This window comes from Pandoraea sp. 64-18, assembly GCF_001899225.1.
Lineage (GTDB): Bacteria > Pseudomonadota > Gammaproteobacteria > Burkholderiales > Burkholderiaceae > Pandoraea > Pandoraea cepalis.
Window position 1 is genome coordinate 1 of the sequence record NZ_MKVU01000013.1, and the last position, 14,381, is coordinate 14,381.

11 protein-coding genes are annotated in these 14,381 nt (G+C 62.1%); 7 read left to right on the top strand and 4 right to left on the bottom strand.

The genetic code is table 11. The annotated features are described in order from the left end of the window. Positions 1 to 187: 187 nt before the first annotated feature. The 4 genes from BGP02_RS11020 to BGP02_RS11035 are packed head-to-tail and all read left to right on the top strand — an operon-like array spanning position 188 to position 4,362. Positions 188 to 1,612, top strand: a complete 1,425-nt coding sequence (locus BGP02_RS11020; RefSeq protein WP_268567672.1) for a circularly permuted type 2 ATP-grasp protein — start codon at positions 188 to 190, stop codon at positions 1,610 to 1,612. Between the two features lie 45 nt (positions 1,613 to 1,657). Next, entirely contained in the window at positions 1,658 to 2,656 is a 999-nt protein-coding gene (locus BGP02_RS11025; RefSeq protein ID WP_017234285.1) for an alpha-E domain-containing protein, read from the top strand. 4 nt (positions 2,657 to 2,660) lie between these two features. Further along, positions 2,661 to 3,467: a transglutaminase family protein gene (locus tag BGP02_RS11030; RefSeq protein ID WP_017234286.1), complete on the top strand. Its 807-nt coding sequence runs from the start codon at positions 2,661 to 2,663 to the stop codon at positions 3,465 to 3,467. A gap of 49 nt (positions 3,468 to 3,516) precedes the next feature. Next, the gene (locus BGP02_RS11035; RefSeq protein ID WP_268567673.1) at positions 3,517 to 4,362 is read left to right on the top strand and encodes a proteasome-type protease; all 846 of its coding nucleotides are present in this window, start codon (positions 3,517 to 3,519) and stop codon (positions 4,360 to 4,362) included. Positions 4,363 to 4,439: 77 nt separating this feature from the next. Here BGP02_RS11035 and BGP02_RS11040 read toward each other — a convergent pair whose 3' ends face one another. The 3 genes from BGP02_RS11040 to uraH form a co-directional block, all read right to left on the bottom strand. Next, positions 4,440 to 5,819 (bottom strand): MATE family efflux transporter, encoded by a 1,380-nt coding sequence (locus BGP02_RS11040; RefSeq protein WP_261938672.1) that lies wholly within the window; start codon positions 5,817 to 5,819, stop codon positions 4,440 to 4,442. Between the two features lie 559 nt (positions 5,820 to 6,378). Continuing rightward, positions 6,379 to 7,584, bottom strand: coding sequence for a urate hydroxylase PuuD (locus BGP02_RS11045; RefSeq protein WP_150563839.1), 1,206 nt, complete (start codon positions 7,582 to 7,584; stop codon positions 6,379 to 6,381). Positions 7,585 to 7,626: 42 nt separating this feature from the next. Continuing rightward, the gene (gene uraH / locus BGP02_RS11050) at positions 7,627 to 7,977 is read right to left on the bottom strand and encodes a hydroxyisourate hydrolase (protein ID WP_017234290.1); all 351 of its coding nucleotides are present in this window, start codon (positions 7,975 to 7,977) and stop codon (positions 7,627 to 7,629) included. Positions 7,978 to 8,419: 442 nt separating this feature from the next. On the opposite strand from uraH, the gene BGP02_RS11055 reads away from it, so the two are divergent. Beyond that, positions 8,420 to 9,781, top strand: coding sequence for a nucleobase:cation symporter-2 family protein (locus BGP02_RS11055; RefSeq protein ID WP_286798664.1), 1,362 nt, complete (start codon positions 8,420 to 8,422; stop codon positions 9,779 to 9,781). Continuing rightward, positions 9,781 to 11,139 (top strand): 8-oxoguanine deaminase, encoded by a 1,359-nt coding sequence (locus tag BGP02_RS11060; protein ID WP_286798501.1) that lies wholly within the window; start codon positions 9,781 to 9,783, stop codon positions 11,137 to 11,139. Before BGP02_RS11055 ends, BGP02_RS11060 begins: the two co-directional genes overlap by 1 nt. A 219-nt stretch (positions 11,140 to 11,358) precedes the next feature. On the opposite strand, the gene BGP02_RS11065 is transcribed toward BGP02_RS11060, so the two are convergent. Next, positions 11,359 to 12,297, bottom strand: coding sequence for a LysR substrate-binding domain-containing protein (locus tag BGP02_RS11065; RefSeq protein WP_017234293.1), 939 nt, complete (start codon positions 12,295 to 12,297; stop codon positions 11,359 to 11,361). 470 nt (positions 12,298 to 12,767) lie between these two features. On the opposite strand from BGP02_RS11065, the gene BGP02_RS11070 reads away from it, so the two are divergent. Beyond that, the gene (locus BGP02_RS11070; protein WP_026132012.1) at positions 12,768 to 14,363 is read left to right on the top strand and encodes an ABC-F family ATPase; all 1,596 of its coding nucleotides are present in this window, start codon (positions 12,768 to 12,770) and stop codon (positions 14,361 to 14,363) included. Positions 14,364 to 14,381: the final 18 nt, after the last annotated feature.

Here is a 14,381-nt window from a genome sequence, read left to right on the forward strand (position 1 = left end):
GCGAGTTGGGTTTATGTTTGAGAGGCGGAAAGGGGCCCCGGTCCGTCTAGGGGAGTGGTGTTGAGTTCAAATCACGGATGTGGTGCAAAAAAATGCATGGGGCGCACGAAAATCGTGCGAAAGGGATAAAAAACGGCACGGGCATGGATATTGCACGATCTCGACACAGCAATTTGCGGAGAAGCAAATGGTCGAGAGCTACAACGAGATGGCGAGCATCACGGGTGCGACGCGTGCGCATTACCGGCGGTTTGACGATTGGCTTAAATGTCAGTCCGAGGATGTCTTGCACCACAAGCGGGCCGAGGCCGACTTGGCGTTCCGGCGAGTGGGGATCACATTTGCTGTGTATGGCAATGAGGCGGGCACAGAGCGCTTGATCCCATTCGATTTGATTCCCAGAATTGTTCCTGCCCAGGAGTGGCAGACCTTGCAGGCGGGTTTGCGCCAGCGCGTGGACGCGTTGAACCGGTTCGTTCATGACGTCTACCATGAGCAGGACATCTTGCGTGCCGGGGTCATTCCGGCGGAGCAGGTATTACAGAACGCGCAGTATCGTCCCGAGATGCAGGGGGTGGACGTACCGGGCGACATTTACGCACATATCGCGGGTGTGGATGTCGTGCGGGCGGGGGCGGGCGACGATGGCGTGTTCTACGTGCTGGAGGACAATCTCAGAGTGCCGTCCGGCGTGTCGTACATGCTGGAAAACCGCAAAATGATGATGCGGTTATTCCCTGAACTGTTCGCGAGAAACCGGATTGCGCCGGTCGAGCATTATCCTGACCTGTTGCTAGACAGTCTGCGCGCCGTGGCGCCGGTGGGGGTCGACGATCCTACCGTCGTCGTCATGACCCCGGGCATCTACAACTCCGCGTACTTCGAGCATGCCTTTCTGGCGCAACAGATGGGTATCGAGTTAGTCGAGGGGCAAGACCTGTTCGTCGAGGACAACCTCGTCTACATGCGAACCACCAATGGTCCGAAGCGCGTCGACGTCATCTATCGCCGAATCGACGACGACTTTCTCGACCCGTTGGCCTTCCGCGCCGACTCCACCTTGGGCGTGCCTGGCTTGCTCAGCGTCTACCGGGCGGGGCGTGTCACCTTGGCCAATGCCATCGGGGCCGGCGTTGCCGACGACAAATCCATCTACCCGTTCGTGCCGGACATGATCGAGTTTTACCTCGGTGAGAAGCCCATTCTCAACAACGTTCCGACCTACCAATGTCGTCGAGCGGACGATCTCGCCTACACCCTCGACAACCTTGGCGAACTCGTCGTCAAAGAAGTGCATGGTGCCGGAGGCTACGGCATGCTCGTGGGCCCGGCGGCCACCCGAGCCGAAATCGAGGCATTCCGCCAACGGCTCATCGCCAAACCCGACGGCTACATCGCCCAACCTACGCTCGCACTGTCCGCGTGCCCCACCTTCGTCGAGGCCGGCATTGCGCCGCGACACATCGACCTGCGTCCCTTCGTGCTCTCCTCCGGCAAAGGCGTCACCATGGTGCCGGGCGGACTCACCCGCGTTGCGCTTACCGAAGGCTCACTCGTCGTCAATTCCTCCCAGGGCGGGGGGACAAAAGACACCTGGGTACTCGAAAAATAAGCCACGTTCGCCGGACACGACAAAAAATCCTATCGGGAAGCCATCATGCTCAGCCGTACCGCCGATCACCTGTTCTGGATGGCTCGCTACATGGAGCGGGCCGAAAACACCGCACGCCTGCTCGACGTCAACTTGCAGAACCTGCTCTTGCCGCAAGATGCCATCGACGACGACGACGATGCCGACGGCGCCCGTGCGCACGCCGGCACCTTCAACGACGAGGCTGGCTGGCGCGCCACCTTGCGCATCTCCGAACTCGAGCCCGCGTTCAATCGCAAACATGGGCGTGCCACGCGTGCCAATGTCCTCGACTTCGTCGTACGTGACCGCGATAACCCGTCGAGCATCGCCTGTTGTCTCGAGGCGGCACGCGAAAACGCGCGCGCCGTGCGGGGCACGCTCACCACCGAACTATGGGAAACCGTCAACAGCACCTGGCTCGAATTTCCGCGCATGCTCGACTTGCTGGAGCGCGACCCGGCCCAACTATTCGAATGGGTCAAAGTGCGCTCGCACCTCTCGCGCGGCGTCAGCTTCGGCACCTTGTTCCAGGATGATGCTTTCTACTTTACTCGGCTTGGCCTATTCCTGGAGCGCGCCGACAACACCGCGCGAATTCTCGACGTCCGCTTCCACGAAGCCGTGCGCACCGACCGCGCAGGCCCCGACGCCTCCCATCCCACCGACTTCTACTACTGGTCCGCCGTGCTGCGCAGCGTGTCCGGCTTCGAGATCTACCGCAAAGTCTACCGAGACGTGATTACCCCAGAGCGCGTCGTCGAACTGCTCATGCTCAACGCGCACATGCCACGCTCCTTGCTCGCCTCGCTCAGCGGCGTATGCGAAAACCTCGCCACCCTGTCCAATGCCCAGTCCGGGGATGTGGAACGCTACGCGGGAAAATTACAAGCCGAACTCAAGTACACCGACATCCAGCAGATCCACCAACAAGGCCTCCACCCCGTCCTGACTGCATTCCTCGAGCGCGTCTCCGTGCTCGGCAACAAGATCAGCCAGACCTTCCTGATCCCGCTCGCCGCCTGATGCCATGCGCCTGACCATCCGTCACGAGACCACCTACCGCTACGACACGCCGGTGCGTTACACCATCCAGCAGCTTCGGCTCACGCCTGCGGCGTCCGAAGTGCAGCGTATCGCGCACTGGCGGCTGAGCGCGCCCGGCAAACTCACGCCCGCGCGCGACGCGTTCGGGAACGACATGCATACCCTGGTACTTCATCAGCCGCACAGCGAAATCCATCTCATGGCCGAAGGCGAGGTCGACACCACACCGCTTATCGATGGACGGCTCGGCGAGACGACCCACGCCGTACCGGTGTTATCCTTCGCGAGCCCGACGCCGCTCACCGCGCGCAACGACGCCATCGACGCGCTTGCCGCCGCCGCCGGCGTGACCACGCCGGGCGAACTGCTGGCGCTCGCGGCCACCCTCTGCGAACAAGTCGACTACGAATCCGGAATCACCGGCGTGACCAGTACCGCCGCACAGGCACTTGCGCTTGGGCGAGGCGTCTGCCAGGATCATGCTCACCTGATGCTCGCCGTTTGCCGTGCGCGTGGCGTGCCGGCGCGATACGTCAGCGGGTATATCGATCCGGGCGACGTGCCGCACGCGGCCAGTCACGCATGGGTCGACGTGTGGCTCGACGGGGCGGGCTGGGTCAGCATCGACGTGACTCATGCCTGCTTCGCCAGCGGCAACTACTGCCGATTGGCCGTCGGACGCGATTATGAGTCTGCCGCGCCCGTCAGAGGCATGCGCAGCGGCGGTGCGACAGAAGCGCTGCACGTATCGGTCACAGTCGATACCGTGCCGCTCGATCAACAACAATAGCTTTCAGCGTGCCTGGGCCGAGGGCCCCGCACGGCAAGACAGGAACGACATGACGTATTGCGTGGCCATGAAGCTCGATGCCGGGCTCGTCTTTCTCTCCGATACCCGGACCAATGCGGGCGTCGATCACGTGAGCACCTTTCGCAAGATGCTCGTGTTCGAGCGCGCGGGCGAGCGCGTGCTCGTCCTGCTCTCGGCGGGTAATCTCGCGCTCACGCAGGCCGTGCGCCAACAACTTGTCGAAGCGCGCGACACCGAAACGCTGTGGAACGCCAAAAGCATGACCGACGTCGCGCGCGTCGTCGGCCAGGCGATTCGAGACGTCCACACACGCGATGCCAAGGCGCTCGAAGCCTTCGGTGTCGACTTCAATTGCAGCTTTCTGCTCGGCGGGCAAATCGCCGGTGCGCCGAGCCGCCTTTATCAACTGTACTCCGCAGGTAACTTTATCGAAGCGTCGTCGGTCAACCCGTACTTCCAGATCGGCGAGTCCAAATACGGCAAGCCCATCATTGATCGGCTCGTCACGCCCGCGACCTCGCTCGACGACGGCGCCAAGTGCGCGCTGATTTCCATGGATTCCACGCTTCGCTCCAACGTCTCCGTGGGGCTGCCGCTCGATCTTCTCGTGTATGAAGAAAACAGCCTGCGCGTGACGCGGTTCGCGTCGCTCGACGACGAAAACGTCTACTACAAGATGATCCACGAATCGTGGGGAGCACGCCTGCGCCAAGTGTTCGACGAACTGCCCGAACCGCAGTGGGCTGCCAGCGAAGTTAGCCGGCCCGCAGCGCTGCCGCCACGCGCCGCGCCGCCCGAAGGCGCGCCGGGCGCGGACGACGCGTCCAGCGTGCAGTCACTCGCGCAAACGTTCTCGCTAAAGATGCCGAGCTGAGCCGTCGCGGCATGACCATAAAAAACGGCGTGACCGCGAAGTCACGCCGTTTTGCCGGGTAGCCAGGGGCCAGAGCCTCAGCGCGACGCTGCGCGCGCCAAGAGCGCGTCGCCTCGGTCACTGCGCCAATATAGCCAGACGCTGATGGCAAGCGTCAGCATTTCAGTGATCAACAGCGTGTACCAGATCGCCGCGCCGCCGAACCCAACATTGAGCAGCCAAAGAATGCCCAGCAGTAACACCCAGCTTCGCAGCATGGCAATGGCCGCCGACGGTCCCGGTGACTCCACGGCCGTCAGAAAGCCCGCCACGATCAAATTGCCGGCTGCGGGCAGAAACGCCAGCGCGTACCAAAGCACCGCGTGCTCGAGAATCGACCACGCCTGAACGCCTGCCGGCAAGAACAGGAACGTCAGCGGGCGAGCCAGTGTAGCCATGGCGACAGCCACCAGCACCGAGAACCCCATCACCGCCATGACGCCGAGCCGGAACGACTCGCGCAACGCGTTCAGATCGCGCGAACCATGGTAGAAGCTGATCATCGGCTGCATGCTTTGCACGAGCGCCACCATCGTCACCGTGGCACCGAGCGTCATGTATTCCAGAATGGCGTAGGCGGCCAGCCCGGGCTCGCCAAAGTTCCACAGAATGACGCGATTGAACGCGAACACGGTCACCGCCGGGGCGATCGCCCCCAGAAACTCCGAGGCGCCGTTGTACATCATGCGCCAGATATGGACTTCGGTGTCTGCGAAAGCCCGCCATGCAGGCACGACCTTCTTGGCCAGCACGAAGTGATAGGCGAGCATCACGCTGCTGGAGACCATCATCGACAAGCCGGTGGCGAGCGACGCCCCGTACATGCCCATCTCCTTCACCACGATGAACCAATAGTCCAGCGCCACATTGGCGAGCGCGCCAAGAAACATCGCGTACAGTCCGAATCGCGCCGCCGGCGCGCCTTCCACGCGCAGGAACAGCTCCATCGCGTAAAGACCGTTCGCGAAAAGCACGAACCAGCCCCAGCCGGACAGAAAGCCCACCACGTGTTGTGTAATTTCGCCGTGTGCGCCGAGCGCGGCGGCGATTTCGTGACGGAAGGACAGCACCCCGGCGCTCATCGCGATACTGAAGGCGAGCATCACCCAGAGCACCTGCGAGAATGCGCGACGCGCCTGTGCGTCGCGTCCCTCTCCCAACAAGCGGGCAATGAGCGTGGCGCCGCCCACACCGATCATGACACTGAACGCATACGGGACATACAGCAACGGGACCACGAGATTGAGCGCTGCCAACGCCTGTTCGCCGACGTATCGACCGATGAAGATCCCGTCGATCAACGTGTAGACCGTGTATACCCAGCCGGAAAGAATGGTTGGAATCGCGAGCGACGTAAATTGTTTGAGCAGCGGCGTCCTTGTGCCCTGCGTGGATTGATGAAGAGTGGAATGAGACATGATCCCCCCGATGACATATCGCCGCGTCGTGTCGGGACGCAGCTCACCGTGGCTTGCACATCGAAACTTCGAGATGGGAGATCGATCGGGCACGCGCAAGCGACGGCGCACCCGTCCCGCCCGCAACATCACGCGCAGCAGTGGCGCGCAGACGTCGTCAGGCAGTCAGATCGGACGGCGGAAACATTGCCTGGTGCAGATGCACCCAGACAACGCCTTGCCGGGAAGCGGAGAAAAGCAGGAAATTCATGATGTCTGATTCGTGATGCGCCTGCCGCTGCCGGCATCGCACCCGTAGTTTGACGTGATGGGAAGGTTGAGCGGATGCCGCCTTCGCAAATACGTCACGCCCGGACTGCCGGACGCGTACTACAGACCTGCGTACCCGTACCGAAGTTCCCAAGCGATTGTTTTGTCGGGGAACAGTCGAAAACGTGCACGTCACTTTCACCGCTTACAACGCCGTGCAGTGCATCAGCGCAACCTAACGCGATGACGTAAAAAAACGGGGCGCCGAAGCGCCCCAACATGGGTCCAGCAAGAAAGACGTTCGTGAAGGTTACTGCTGCGCGCCGCCGTTGAACCACGCGGCGATCTTCTGGCGTTCGTCGTCGGTCATCTGGGTCACGTTGCCCAAAGGCATCGCCTTGAGCGCCACCGCCTGCTGATAGATCCGCTGGGCGTTTTGCGAAATCTCGGCCGGCGTATCGAACATCACCCCTGCCGGTGCGCTGCCCATCATCGTCGGCTTGGCCGAGTGACACGTCGCGCAGCGTTGCGTCAGGATCGGCTGGATTTCCGAGAGCTTCACGTTCGACGCCACCGCTTCGCCATGCGCACCTGCGGCGGGCGTCGGGGCAGGGCGCGGTGCGGCGAACACGGCGACCCCGGCGAGCAGGGCCGCGCCCGCGACCGGCAGCACGTACAGATTCTTCCCCGCGTGACGCAGCACGAAGAACTGACGAATCATCGCGCCCGCAGCCATGATGATCGAAAGAATCACCCAATTGTGCGGATTGCTATACGTGAACGCGTAGTGGTTGCTGATCATGATGAACACGACCGGCAATGTGAAATACGTGTTGTGAACCGAGCGCTGCTTGCCCAGCTTGCCCCAGATCGGGTTCGGCACCTCGCCTTTCGACAGCGCATCGACGCTCTTGCGCTGTCCCGGGATGATCCAGAAGAACACGTTTGCCGACATCGACGTCGCCATCATGGCGCCGACAATCAGGAAGGCCGCGCGCCCGGCAAAAATATGCGTCGTGGCATACGTCGCGGCGACCACGAACAGCGCAACCGCAATGCCCAGCACCCGTTCGTTCTTGCCCAGCATGCGGCACAGGAAATCGTAGACAAACCAGCCGCCAATCAGAAACGCCACCGCAAGACCCACCGCCTGACCCGGCTGCAGATCCATCACGGTCTTGTCGATGAGATACGTCTGCGGCTGCAGCAGATACAGCGCACAGAACAGGCCAAAGCCCGAGAGCCACGTCGTATACGACTTCCACTTCGACCAGTGCAGGTCTTCCGGCATCTGCGGAGGCGAGTTCAGGTACTTTTGCGCGTGGTAGAAACCGCCCCCGTGCACCGACCACATCTCACCGAACACGCCCTTTTGCTTGTCGTCGGCCGCCTTCGGCGGCTTCAGACCATTGTCCAGCATCACGAAATAGAACGACTCGCCAATCCAGGCGATGGCCGCTATCACATGCAGCCAGCGCAACAACAGATTGACCCAGTCGGTAATAAACGCTTCCATCTTATGTTCTCCTCAACTGCCTGACGTTCACGCTCGCGCTTATCAACTACCGCGATACGTGGAAAAGCTCCACGGCGACACCAGAAGGGGCACGTGGTAATGCTGGGAAGGCTCGGCCACGCCGAAACGCAGCACAACGCGATCCACGAAGCGCGGCGACGGGACGTCCACGCCCTGGGCGGCGAAATAGTCACCTGCATGGAACACGAGTTCATATTCGCCCGCGACGAATTCCTCGCCTTCGAGCAGCGGCTTGTCGCAACGGCCGTCGTGATTCGTCTGCACGTCGCGCAGCGAGCGGCGCTCGCCGTCCACACGCCATAGCTCGACACGGATGCCCGCGCCTGGCTTGCCGTGCGATGTATCAAGTACGTGGGTAGTCAGTCGTCCCATGATGTCTCCTGTGATGGATGGATGCATTGTAGGGAGATGGCGGCGTGGCAACGGGCGCAATACCAAAGATAAAAACGCGCACATACCACGCCACGCCGGACAAATACGTGACGGGCATCCCTGCGACATGCCGACGTGCTCAGCGTACCCCGCGTGCCCTGCGATGGGGATTTTTGGGAGCACTATTTGTTTCGTTTATCCGCCGTATAACGCCGTGCATATGATGTGTGTCCGCCACTGGACGCGCATCGCCCGGAAAGCCCAATGGCGACGTACCTGCCTCGGGAAAACCCGAGCGGCAAGATAAGCATTCAGGCATACGTTCCATGAAAAAAACACTATAGCCTCCGACGGTCTTGTCGCAAAAGGCGTCGACCTGCACCATTGAGTCACCCAAAAATAGCAATCAAACAGCCCCCCTTGGGACGGAGACGAAATGAGTGTGACAACCAACACCGTGGATCCGGTCGACGAGCGACTGCCGATCGGAAAACTGTTCATGCTGGGCCTGCAGCACGTGCTCGTGATGTATGCGGGGGCGGTCGCCGTGCCGCTCATCATCGGCGGCGCCCTTGGCTTGCCCAAGGACCAGATCGCTTTTCTCATTTCCGCCGACCTGATGTGCTGTGGCATTGCCACGCTGATCCAGAGCGTGGGCGTGGGTCGTTTCGGCATTCGCATGCCGGTCGTCATGGCCGTCACGTTCGCCGCGGTCGGTCCAATGCTCGCGATCGGCACCAATCCATCGCTCGGGTTGCCCGGCATTTTCGGGGCGACCATCGCCGCCGGTATCATCGGTACGCTGCTCGCGCCGGCCGTTGGCAAGCTGCTGCGCTTCTTTCCGCCCATTGTCACGGGCATTGTCATCACGTCGATCGGCCTGACCATCATCGGCGTGGGGATCAATTGGGCGGCGGGCGGGGTGGGCAATCCCGATTACGGCGACCCGGTCTACCTGGGGGTGTCCTTCGCGGTCCTCATCTTCATCTTGTTGATCACGCGCTTCGTGAAGGGCTTCTTCTCGAACATTGCCGTGCTGCTCGGTATTCTGTTTGGCTTCGCCATTGCGTTGATGCTTCACAAAGTCAATTTCGACGGCCTCGATCAGGTGAAGTGGTTCGACGTCGTGCTGCCGTTCCATTTCGGCATGCCGGTGTTCGATCCGTGGGCGATTGTGACGCTCACCATCGTGATGCTGATCACGTTCATCGAATCGACGGGCATGTTCCTGGCGCTTGGCGAGATCGTGGGCAAGCCGGTCGACGAGAAGGCGCTGGTGGCCGGTCTGCGTGTCGACGGCTTGGCCACCGTGATCGGCGGCCTGTTCAATACGTTCCCACATACCTCCTTTTCGCAGAATATCGGCCTCGTGGGCGTGACGGGGGTGAAAAGTCGTTGGGTGTGCGTGGCGGCGGGCGCCATCCTGCTCGTGTTCGGCTTCATTCCGAAGATGTCGGTGGTGGTGGCCTCGATTCCGCAATTCGTGCTGGGCGGCGCCGGCGTGGTCATGTTTGGCATGGTGCTCGCCACGGGCATCAAGATTCTGTCCAAGGTCGACTACTCGAACAACCGCTATAACCTGTACATTGTGGCCATCAGCATCGGCATGGCGATGATTCCGGTGGCGTCGAATAAGTTCTTCGCGAAGATGCCGGAACAACTCGCGCCGTTGCTCCACAGCGGGATTCTGCTGGCCACGCTCTCGGCAGTGATTCTGAACGCCTACTTCAATGGCTTCAAAGCGCCGGCCGCCAATGGCCACGGCGAGCAGAACGGGTCGGCGATGGGACTGGAGGCGCATTGATGAAAACGCTGCTCGTCACGAATGCCGACGTGCTGGTCACCATGGATGCGGGCCGCCGCGAAATTGCCCGAGGCGGCCTTTACATCGAGGACAACCGAATCGTGGCGGTCGGCACCCGCGATACGCTGCCGGACACGGCTGACGACGTGCTCGATCTGACCGGGCACGTCGTGATTCCCGGCCTGGTCAACACGCATCACCACATGTATCAGAGCCTCACGCGCGCCATTCCGGCGGCGCAGGACGGCGAACTGTTCAACTGGCTGACGAACCTGTATCCGGTGTGGGCGAACCTCACGCCGGAGATGATCCGCGTTTCGACCCAGACGGCCATGGCCGAGTTGCTGCTCTCGGGCTGCACCACGTCGAGCGACCACCTGTACATCTACCCGAACGGTTGCAAGCTCGACCACAGCATCGAAGCGGCCGCCGGGATCGGCATGCGCTTTCATGCCAGCCGTGGCAGCATGAGCGTCGGGCAGAGCCAGGGCGGGCTGCCGCCCGATCGTGTCGTGGAGCGCGAAGACGACATTCTCACCGACACGCAACGTCTCATCGAGACGTATCACGACGCAGGTCGCTACGCGATGCTGCGCGTGGTCGTGGCGCCGTGCTCGCCGTTTTCCGTGAGTCGTGACCTGATGCGTGAGTCGGCGACGATGGCGCGTCAGTACGGCGTATCGATGCATACCCATCTGGCGGAGAACGTCAACGATATTGCCTACAGCCGCGAGATGTTCGGCATGACGCCGGCCGAGTATGCGCAGGATCTGGGCTGGGTCGGCCACGATGTCTGGCATGCCCACTGCGTGCAACTCGACGACGCGGGCATCGCGCTGTTCGCCAAGACCGGCACCGGCGTGGCGCATTGCCCGTGTTCGAACATGCGGCTCGCATCGGGCATCGCCCCGATTCGACGCATGCGTGACGCGGGCGTGCCCGTTGGGCTGGGGGTGGACGGATCGGCGTCGAACGATGCGGCCAACATGATCGGCGAGGCGCGCCAGGCATTGCTGCTGCAACGCGTGGGCTTCGGTCCGAGCGCAATGACCGCGCGCGAGGCCCTGGAGATCGCCACGGTGGGGGGCGCGCGCGTGCTGGGGCGAGACGACATCGGCGTGCTCGCGCCCGGCATGGCGGCGGACTTCGTGGCGTTCGACACACGTGGCATCGGCATGGCGGGTGGCCTGCACGATCCGGTGGCGGCGCTGGTCTTCTGTAATCCCGGACAAGCCGCCTACAGCGTGGTGAACGGGCGGGTGGTGGTGCGCGAAGGGCGTCTGGCGACGCTTGACCTGCCGTCGCTCGTCACGCGTCACAACGCGCTGGCGCGGCAACTGGCCGAGGCATCCCGATAAGGCCCTGCCGCACCGGCCGCACCTTCACGGTGTGCGGCCCGGCGCGGCAACGGGCCGGCGGGACGTCGGGGGTGGTGTGCCTGGACTCCGGGCATGCTGCCGTGCGGTTCGGCGGAGCGGTGGGGGCCGCTCCGCCGGTAAAAACCTCGCGGGAACCCCGAGGCGAATCGATGGCGCAGGTAAGCGCGGGTAACGGCAGGTGACGACTGCGGCGACGGCCTAGGTCTGGGGGCGCATCTCAAGCAACGTCCGCGTGGCGTCGGAAATGACGCTGCGTAGCCAGCGCACCTCATCCGAATAGTGCGTGCGTTCGTGCCACAACTGGTAATACTGCATCGGCGGGAAGTCGATGGGCGCTTCGAGCACGGTGAGCGGCAGAAACTCGGCGTAATAGTCGGCGAACAGGCGCGTCGTGGTGAAGATCAGATCGGATTTGAGCAAAACGTAAGGCGCCAGATTGAAATACGGAATCGTCACGACCACATTGCGCTTCAGGCGCTCGCGCGCGAGGTGCATATCGATGGCGCCGCGTTGCGCAACGGAATAGGGCGTCGGAGCGAGATGCGGGCTGGCGAGATACTGGTCGAGTGTGAGGCCGCGTTTGGCGTAGGGGTGCGTATTGCGCACCAGGCAGACGATCTGATCGACGAACAAGTTCGAGAGGTGAAGCTGCTCCGGCGGCTCGGGCCAGTTGCCGATCACGATGTCGACCTTGCCGTCTTCGAGGGCGTGCTCATAGTCGAAGGCGGGCCCCAGCGAATGGAGTTCGAGCTGGGCGTTGGGTGCCTGCTGGCGAAAGCGCTCGACGACTGTCGGTACGAATAGCGTATTCAGATAGTCGGGCGAGCCGATGCGGAACGTGCGTACCGTCGTCGCCGGATCGAAATTCGATTGCTGAACCGTGATGCGCTCAATCTCGCGCAACGCGTTCTGTGTGGGCTCCAGCAGCGATTGACCGTACTCCGTGGGCACCATGCCCGATTTGCCGCGCACCAGCAGCGGATCGCCGGTGATGTCGCGCAACCGCCGCAGCGCCGCGCTGATCGCCGGCTGCGACTGGTTCAGCTTGACGGCCGCGCGCGTCACGCTGCGCTCGATCAACAAGGTATGAAGGACGCGCAGCAAATAAGTGTCAATCGGTTCGCGGTTCTGGCTCATAAGGAATATAACAATCCGAATATGTCGGACTGTGAATTGCATAAGGAAATCATTATGAAGCACAAGTCCCATACGCTTCTATAGCGGAAAGCCCCTACCGGCGACCGTGGCGCCTGTCGTTCGCGAGGCGACAGGCGCTACAACAACGTTAATAGCGGGCTGGCTGCACGGTCGGGTCCCAGGCGAGTTTGCCCGCGTCGGGGGCGGCGACCGACAGCGGCTGCTGTGCCGAGCCCGCGCAGACTTAAGCGCACGCATACGCGCAGGCACAGGCGCGGACGACGCACCGATTGACGTGGCTTCGGGCAGCGTAAGACAGTCGATGACCTGTCGGCCCCTGCGTACGCCACAATTCGAATGCTTCACAACCGCTGGGGGCGGCCCGGGGCGCATGACATGCATCGGTGTTAAAATACCGGGTTTCGTGGCGCAATTTCGTGCCGCCGCACCTCATCTCCCGGATACCACCTGTGCTGTCTACTGCCAATATCACGATGCAATTCGGCGCGAAGCCGCTCTTCGAGAACATCTCCGTCAAGTTCGGCGGGGGCAACCGCTACGGCCTGATCGGCGCCAACGGTTGCGGCAAATCGACGTTCATGAAGATCCTTGGCGGCGATCTGGAGCCGAGCGGGGGCAACGTCATGCTCGAGCCGAACGTTCGCCTGGGCAAGCTCAAGCAGGACCAGTTCGCGTATGAAGAGATGCGCGTGCTCGATGTCGTGATGATGGGGCACACCGAGATGTGGGCGGCCATGAGCGAGCGCGACGCCATCTACGCCAATCCGGAGGCGACGGACGACGACTACATGCACGCGGCCGAGCTCGAGGCGAAGTTCGCCGAGTACGACGGCTACACGGCCGAAGCGCGTGCCGGCGAACTGTTGCTCGGCGTGGGCATTCCGACGGACCAGCATCAGGGGCCGATGAGCAATGTTGCGCCGGGCTGGAAGCTGCGGGTGCTGCTCGCGCAGGCGCTGTTCTCGAATCCGGACGTGCTGCTGCTCGACGAACCGACCAACAACCTGGACATCAACACGATCCGCTGGCTGGAAGACGTGCTCAACGAGCGCAACTCCACCATGATCATCATCTCGCACGATCGCCACTTTTTGAATGCCGTGTGTACGCACATGGCGGATATGGACTACGGCACGCTGAAGATCTACCCGGGCAACTACGACGACTACATGCTCGCCTCGGCCCAGGCCCGTGAACGCCAGATGGCGGCAAGCACGAAGGCGAAGGAGCGTATCGCCGACCTGCAGGACTTCGTACGTCGTTTCTCGGCGAACAAGTCGAAGGCGCGTCAGGCGACAAGCCGTCTCAAGCAGATCGACAAGATCAAGGTGGAGGACATCAAGCCGTCGTCGCGTCAGAATCCGTTCATCCGCTTCGAGTTTGAGAAGAAGCTGCACAATCTGGCGTTCGAATTCGAAGGCATTTCGAAGTCGTACGATCGTCAGATCTTCAAGAACGTCTCCGGCGCCGTGCGCGCAGGCGAACGTGTGGCGATCATCGGCGAGAACGGCGCAGGCAAGACTACGCTGCTTCGCAGCCTGATGGCGGCGTTGCCGGTCGACGCGGGCGATGTGAAGTGGGCGGAGAACGCGAACATCGGTTACATGCCGCAAGACACGTCGGAAGCGTTTCCGCAAGACCTGACGCTCACCGACTGGATGACGCAGTGGGGCAAGGAGGGCGACGACGATCAGGTGATTCGTGGCTCGCTCGGCCGTCTGCTCTTCGGTGGCGACGACGTGCGCAAATCGGTGCGTGTGCTCTCCGGGGGCGAGAAGGGCCGCATGATCTGGGGCAAGCTGATGCTGGGCCGTCACAATGTGCTGATGATGGACGAGCCGACCAACCACATGGACATGGAGTCGATCGAGTCGCTGCAGATCGCGCTCGACAAGTATCCGGGCACGCTGGTGTTCGTCTCGCATGACCGGGAATTCGTGTCGGGCCTGGCCACGCGTGTCATCGAAGTGAAGAACGACGGTACGCTCATTGATTACCAAGGCACGTACGACGAATATCTGGCGAGCCAGGGCGTGGAAGTCTGAGTCGCGTTCGGCGTCCGT

Bases quoted from the DNA above. Each gene is read 5' to 3' on its own strand.
- BGP02_RS11020 (WP_268567672.1), top strand. From the start codon at position 188: ATGGTCGAGAGCTACAACGAGATGGCGAGCATCACGGGTGCGACGCGT.
- BGP02_RS11025 (WP_017234285.1), top strand. From the start codon at position 1,658: ATGCTCAGCCGTACCGCCGATCACCTGTTCTGGATGGCTCGCTACATG.
- BGP02_RS11030 (WP_017234286.1), top strand. From the start codon at position 2,661: ATGCGCCTGACCATCCGTCACGAGACCACCTACCGCTACGACACGCCG.
- BGP02_RS11035 (WP_268567673.1), top strand. From the start codon at position 3,517: ATGACGTATTGCGTGGCCATGAAGCTCGATGCCGGGCTCGTCTTTCTC.
- BGP02_RS11040 (WP_261938672.1), bottom strand. From the start codon at position 5,819: ATGTCTCATTCCACTCTTCATCAATCCACGCAGGGCACAAGGACGCCG.
- BGP02_RS11045 (WP_150563839.1), bottom strand. From the start codon at position 7,584: ATGGAAGCGTTTATTACCGACTGGGTCAATCTGTTGTTGCGCTGGCTG.
- uraH (WP_017234290.1), bottom strand. From the start codon at position 7,977: ATGGGACGACTGACTACCCACGTACTTGATACATCGCACGGCAAGCCA.
- BGP02_RS11060 (WP_286798501.1), top strand. From the start codon at position 9,781: ATGAAAACGCTGCTCGTCACGAATGCCGACGTGCTGGTCACCATGGAT.
- BGP02_RS11065 (WP_017234293.1), bottom strand. From the start codon at position 12,297: ATGAGCCAGAACCGCGAACCGATTGACACTTATTTGCTGCGCGTCCTT.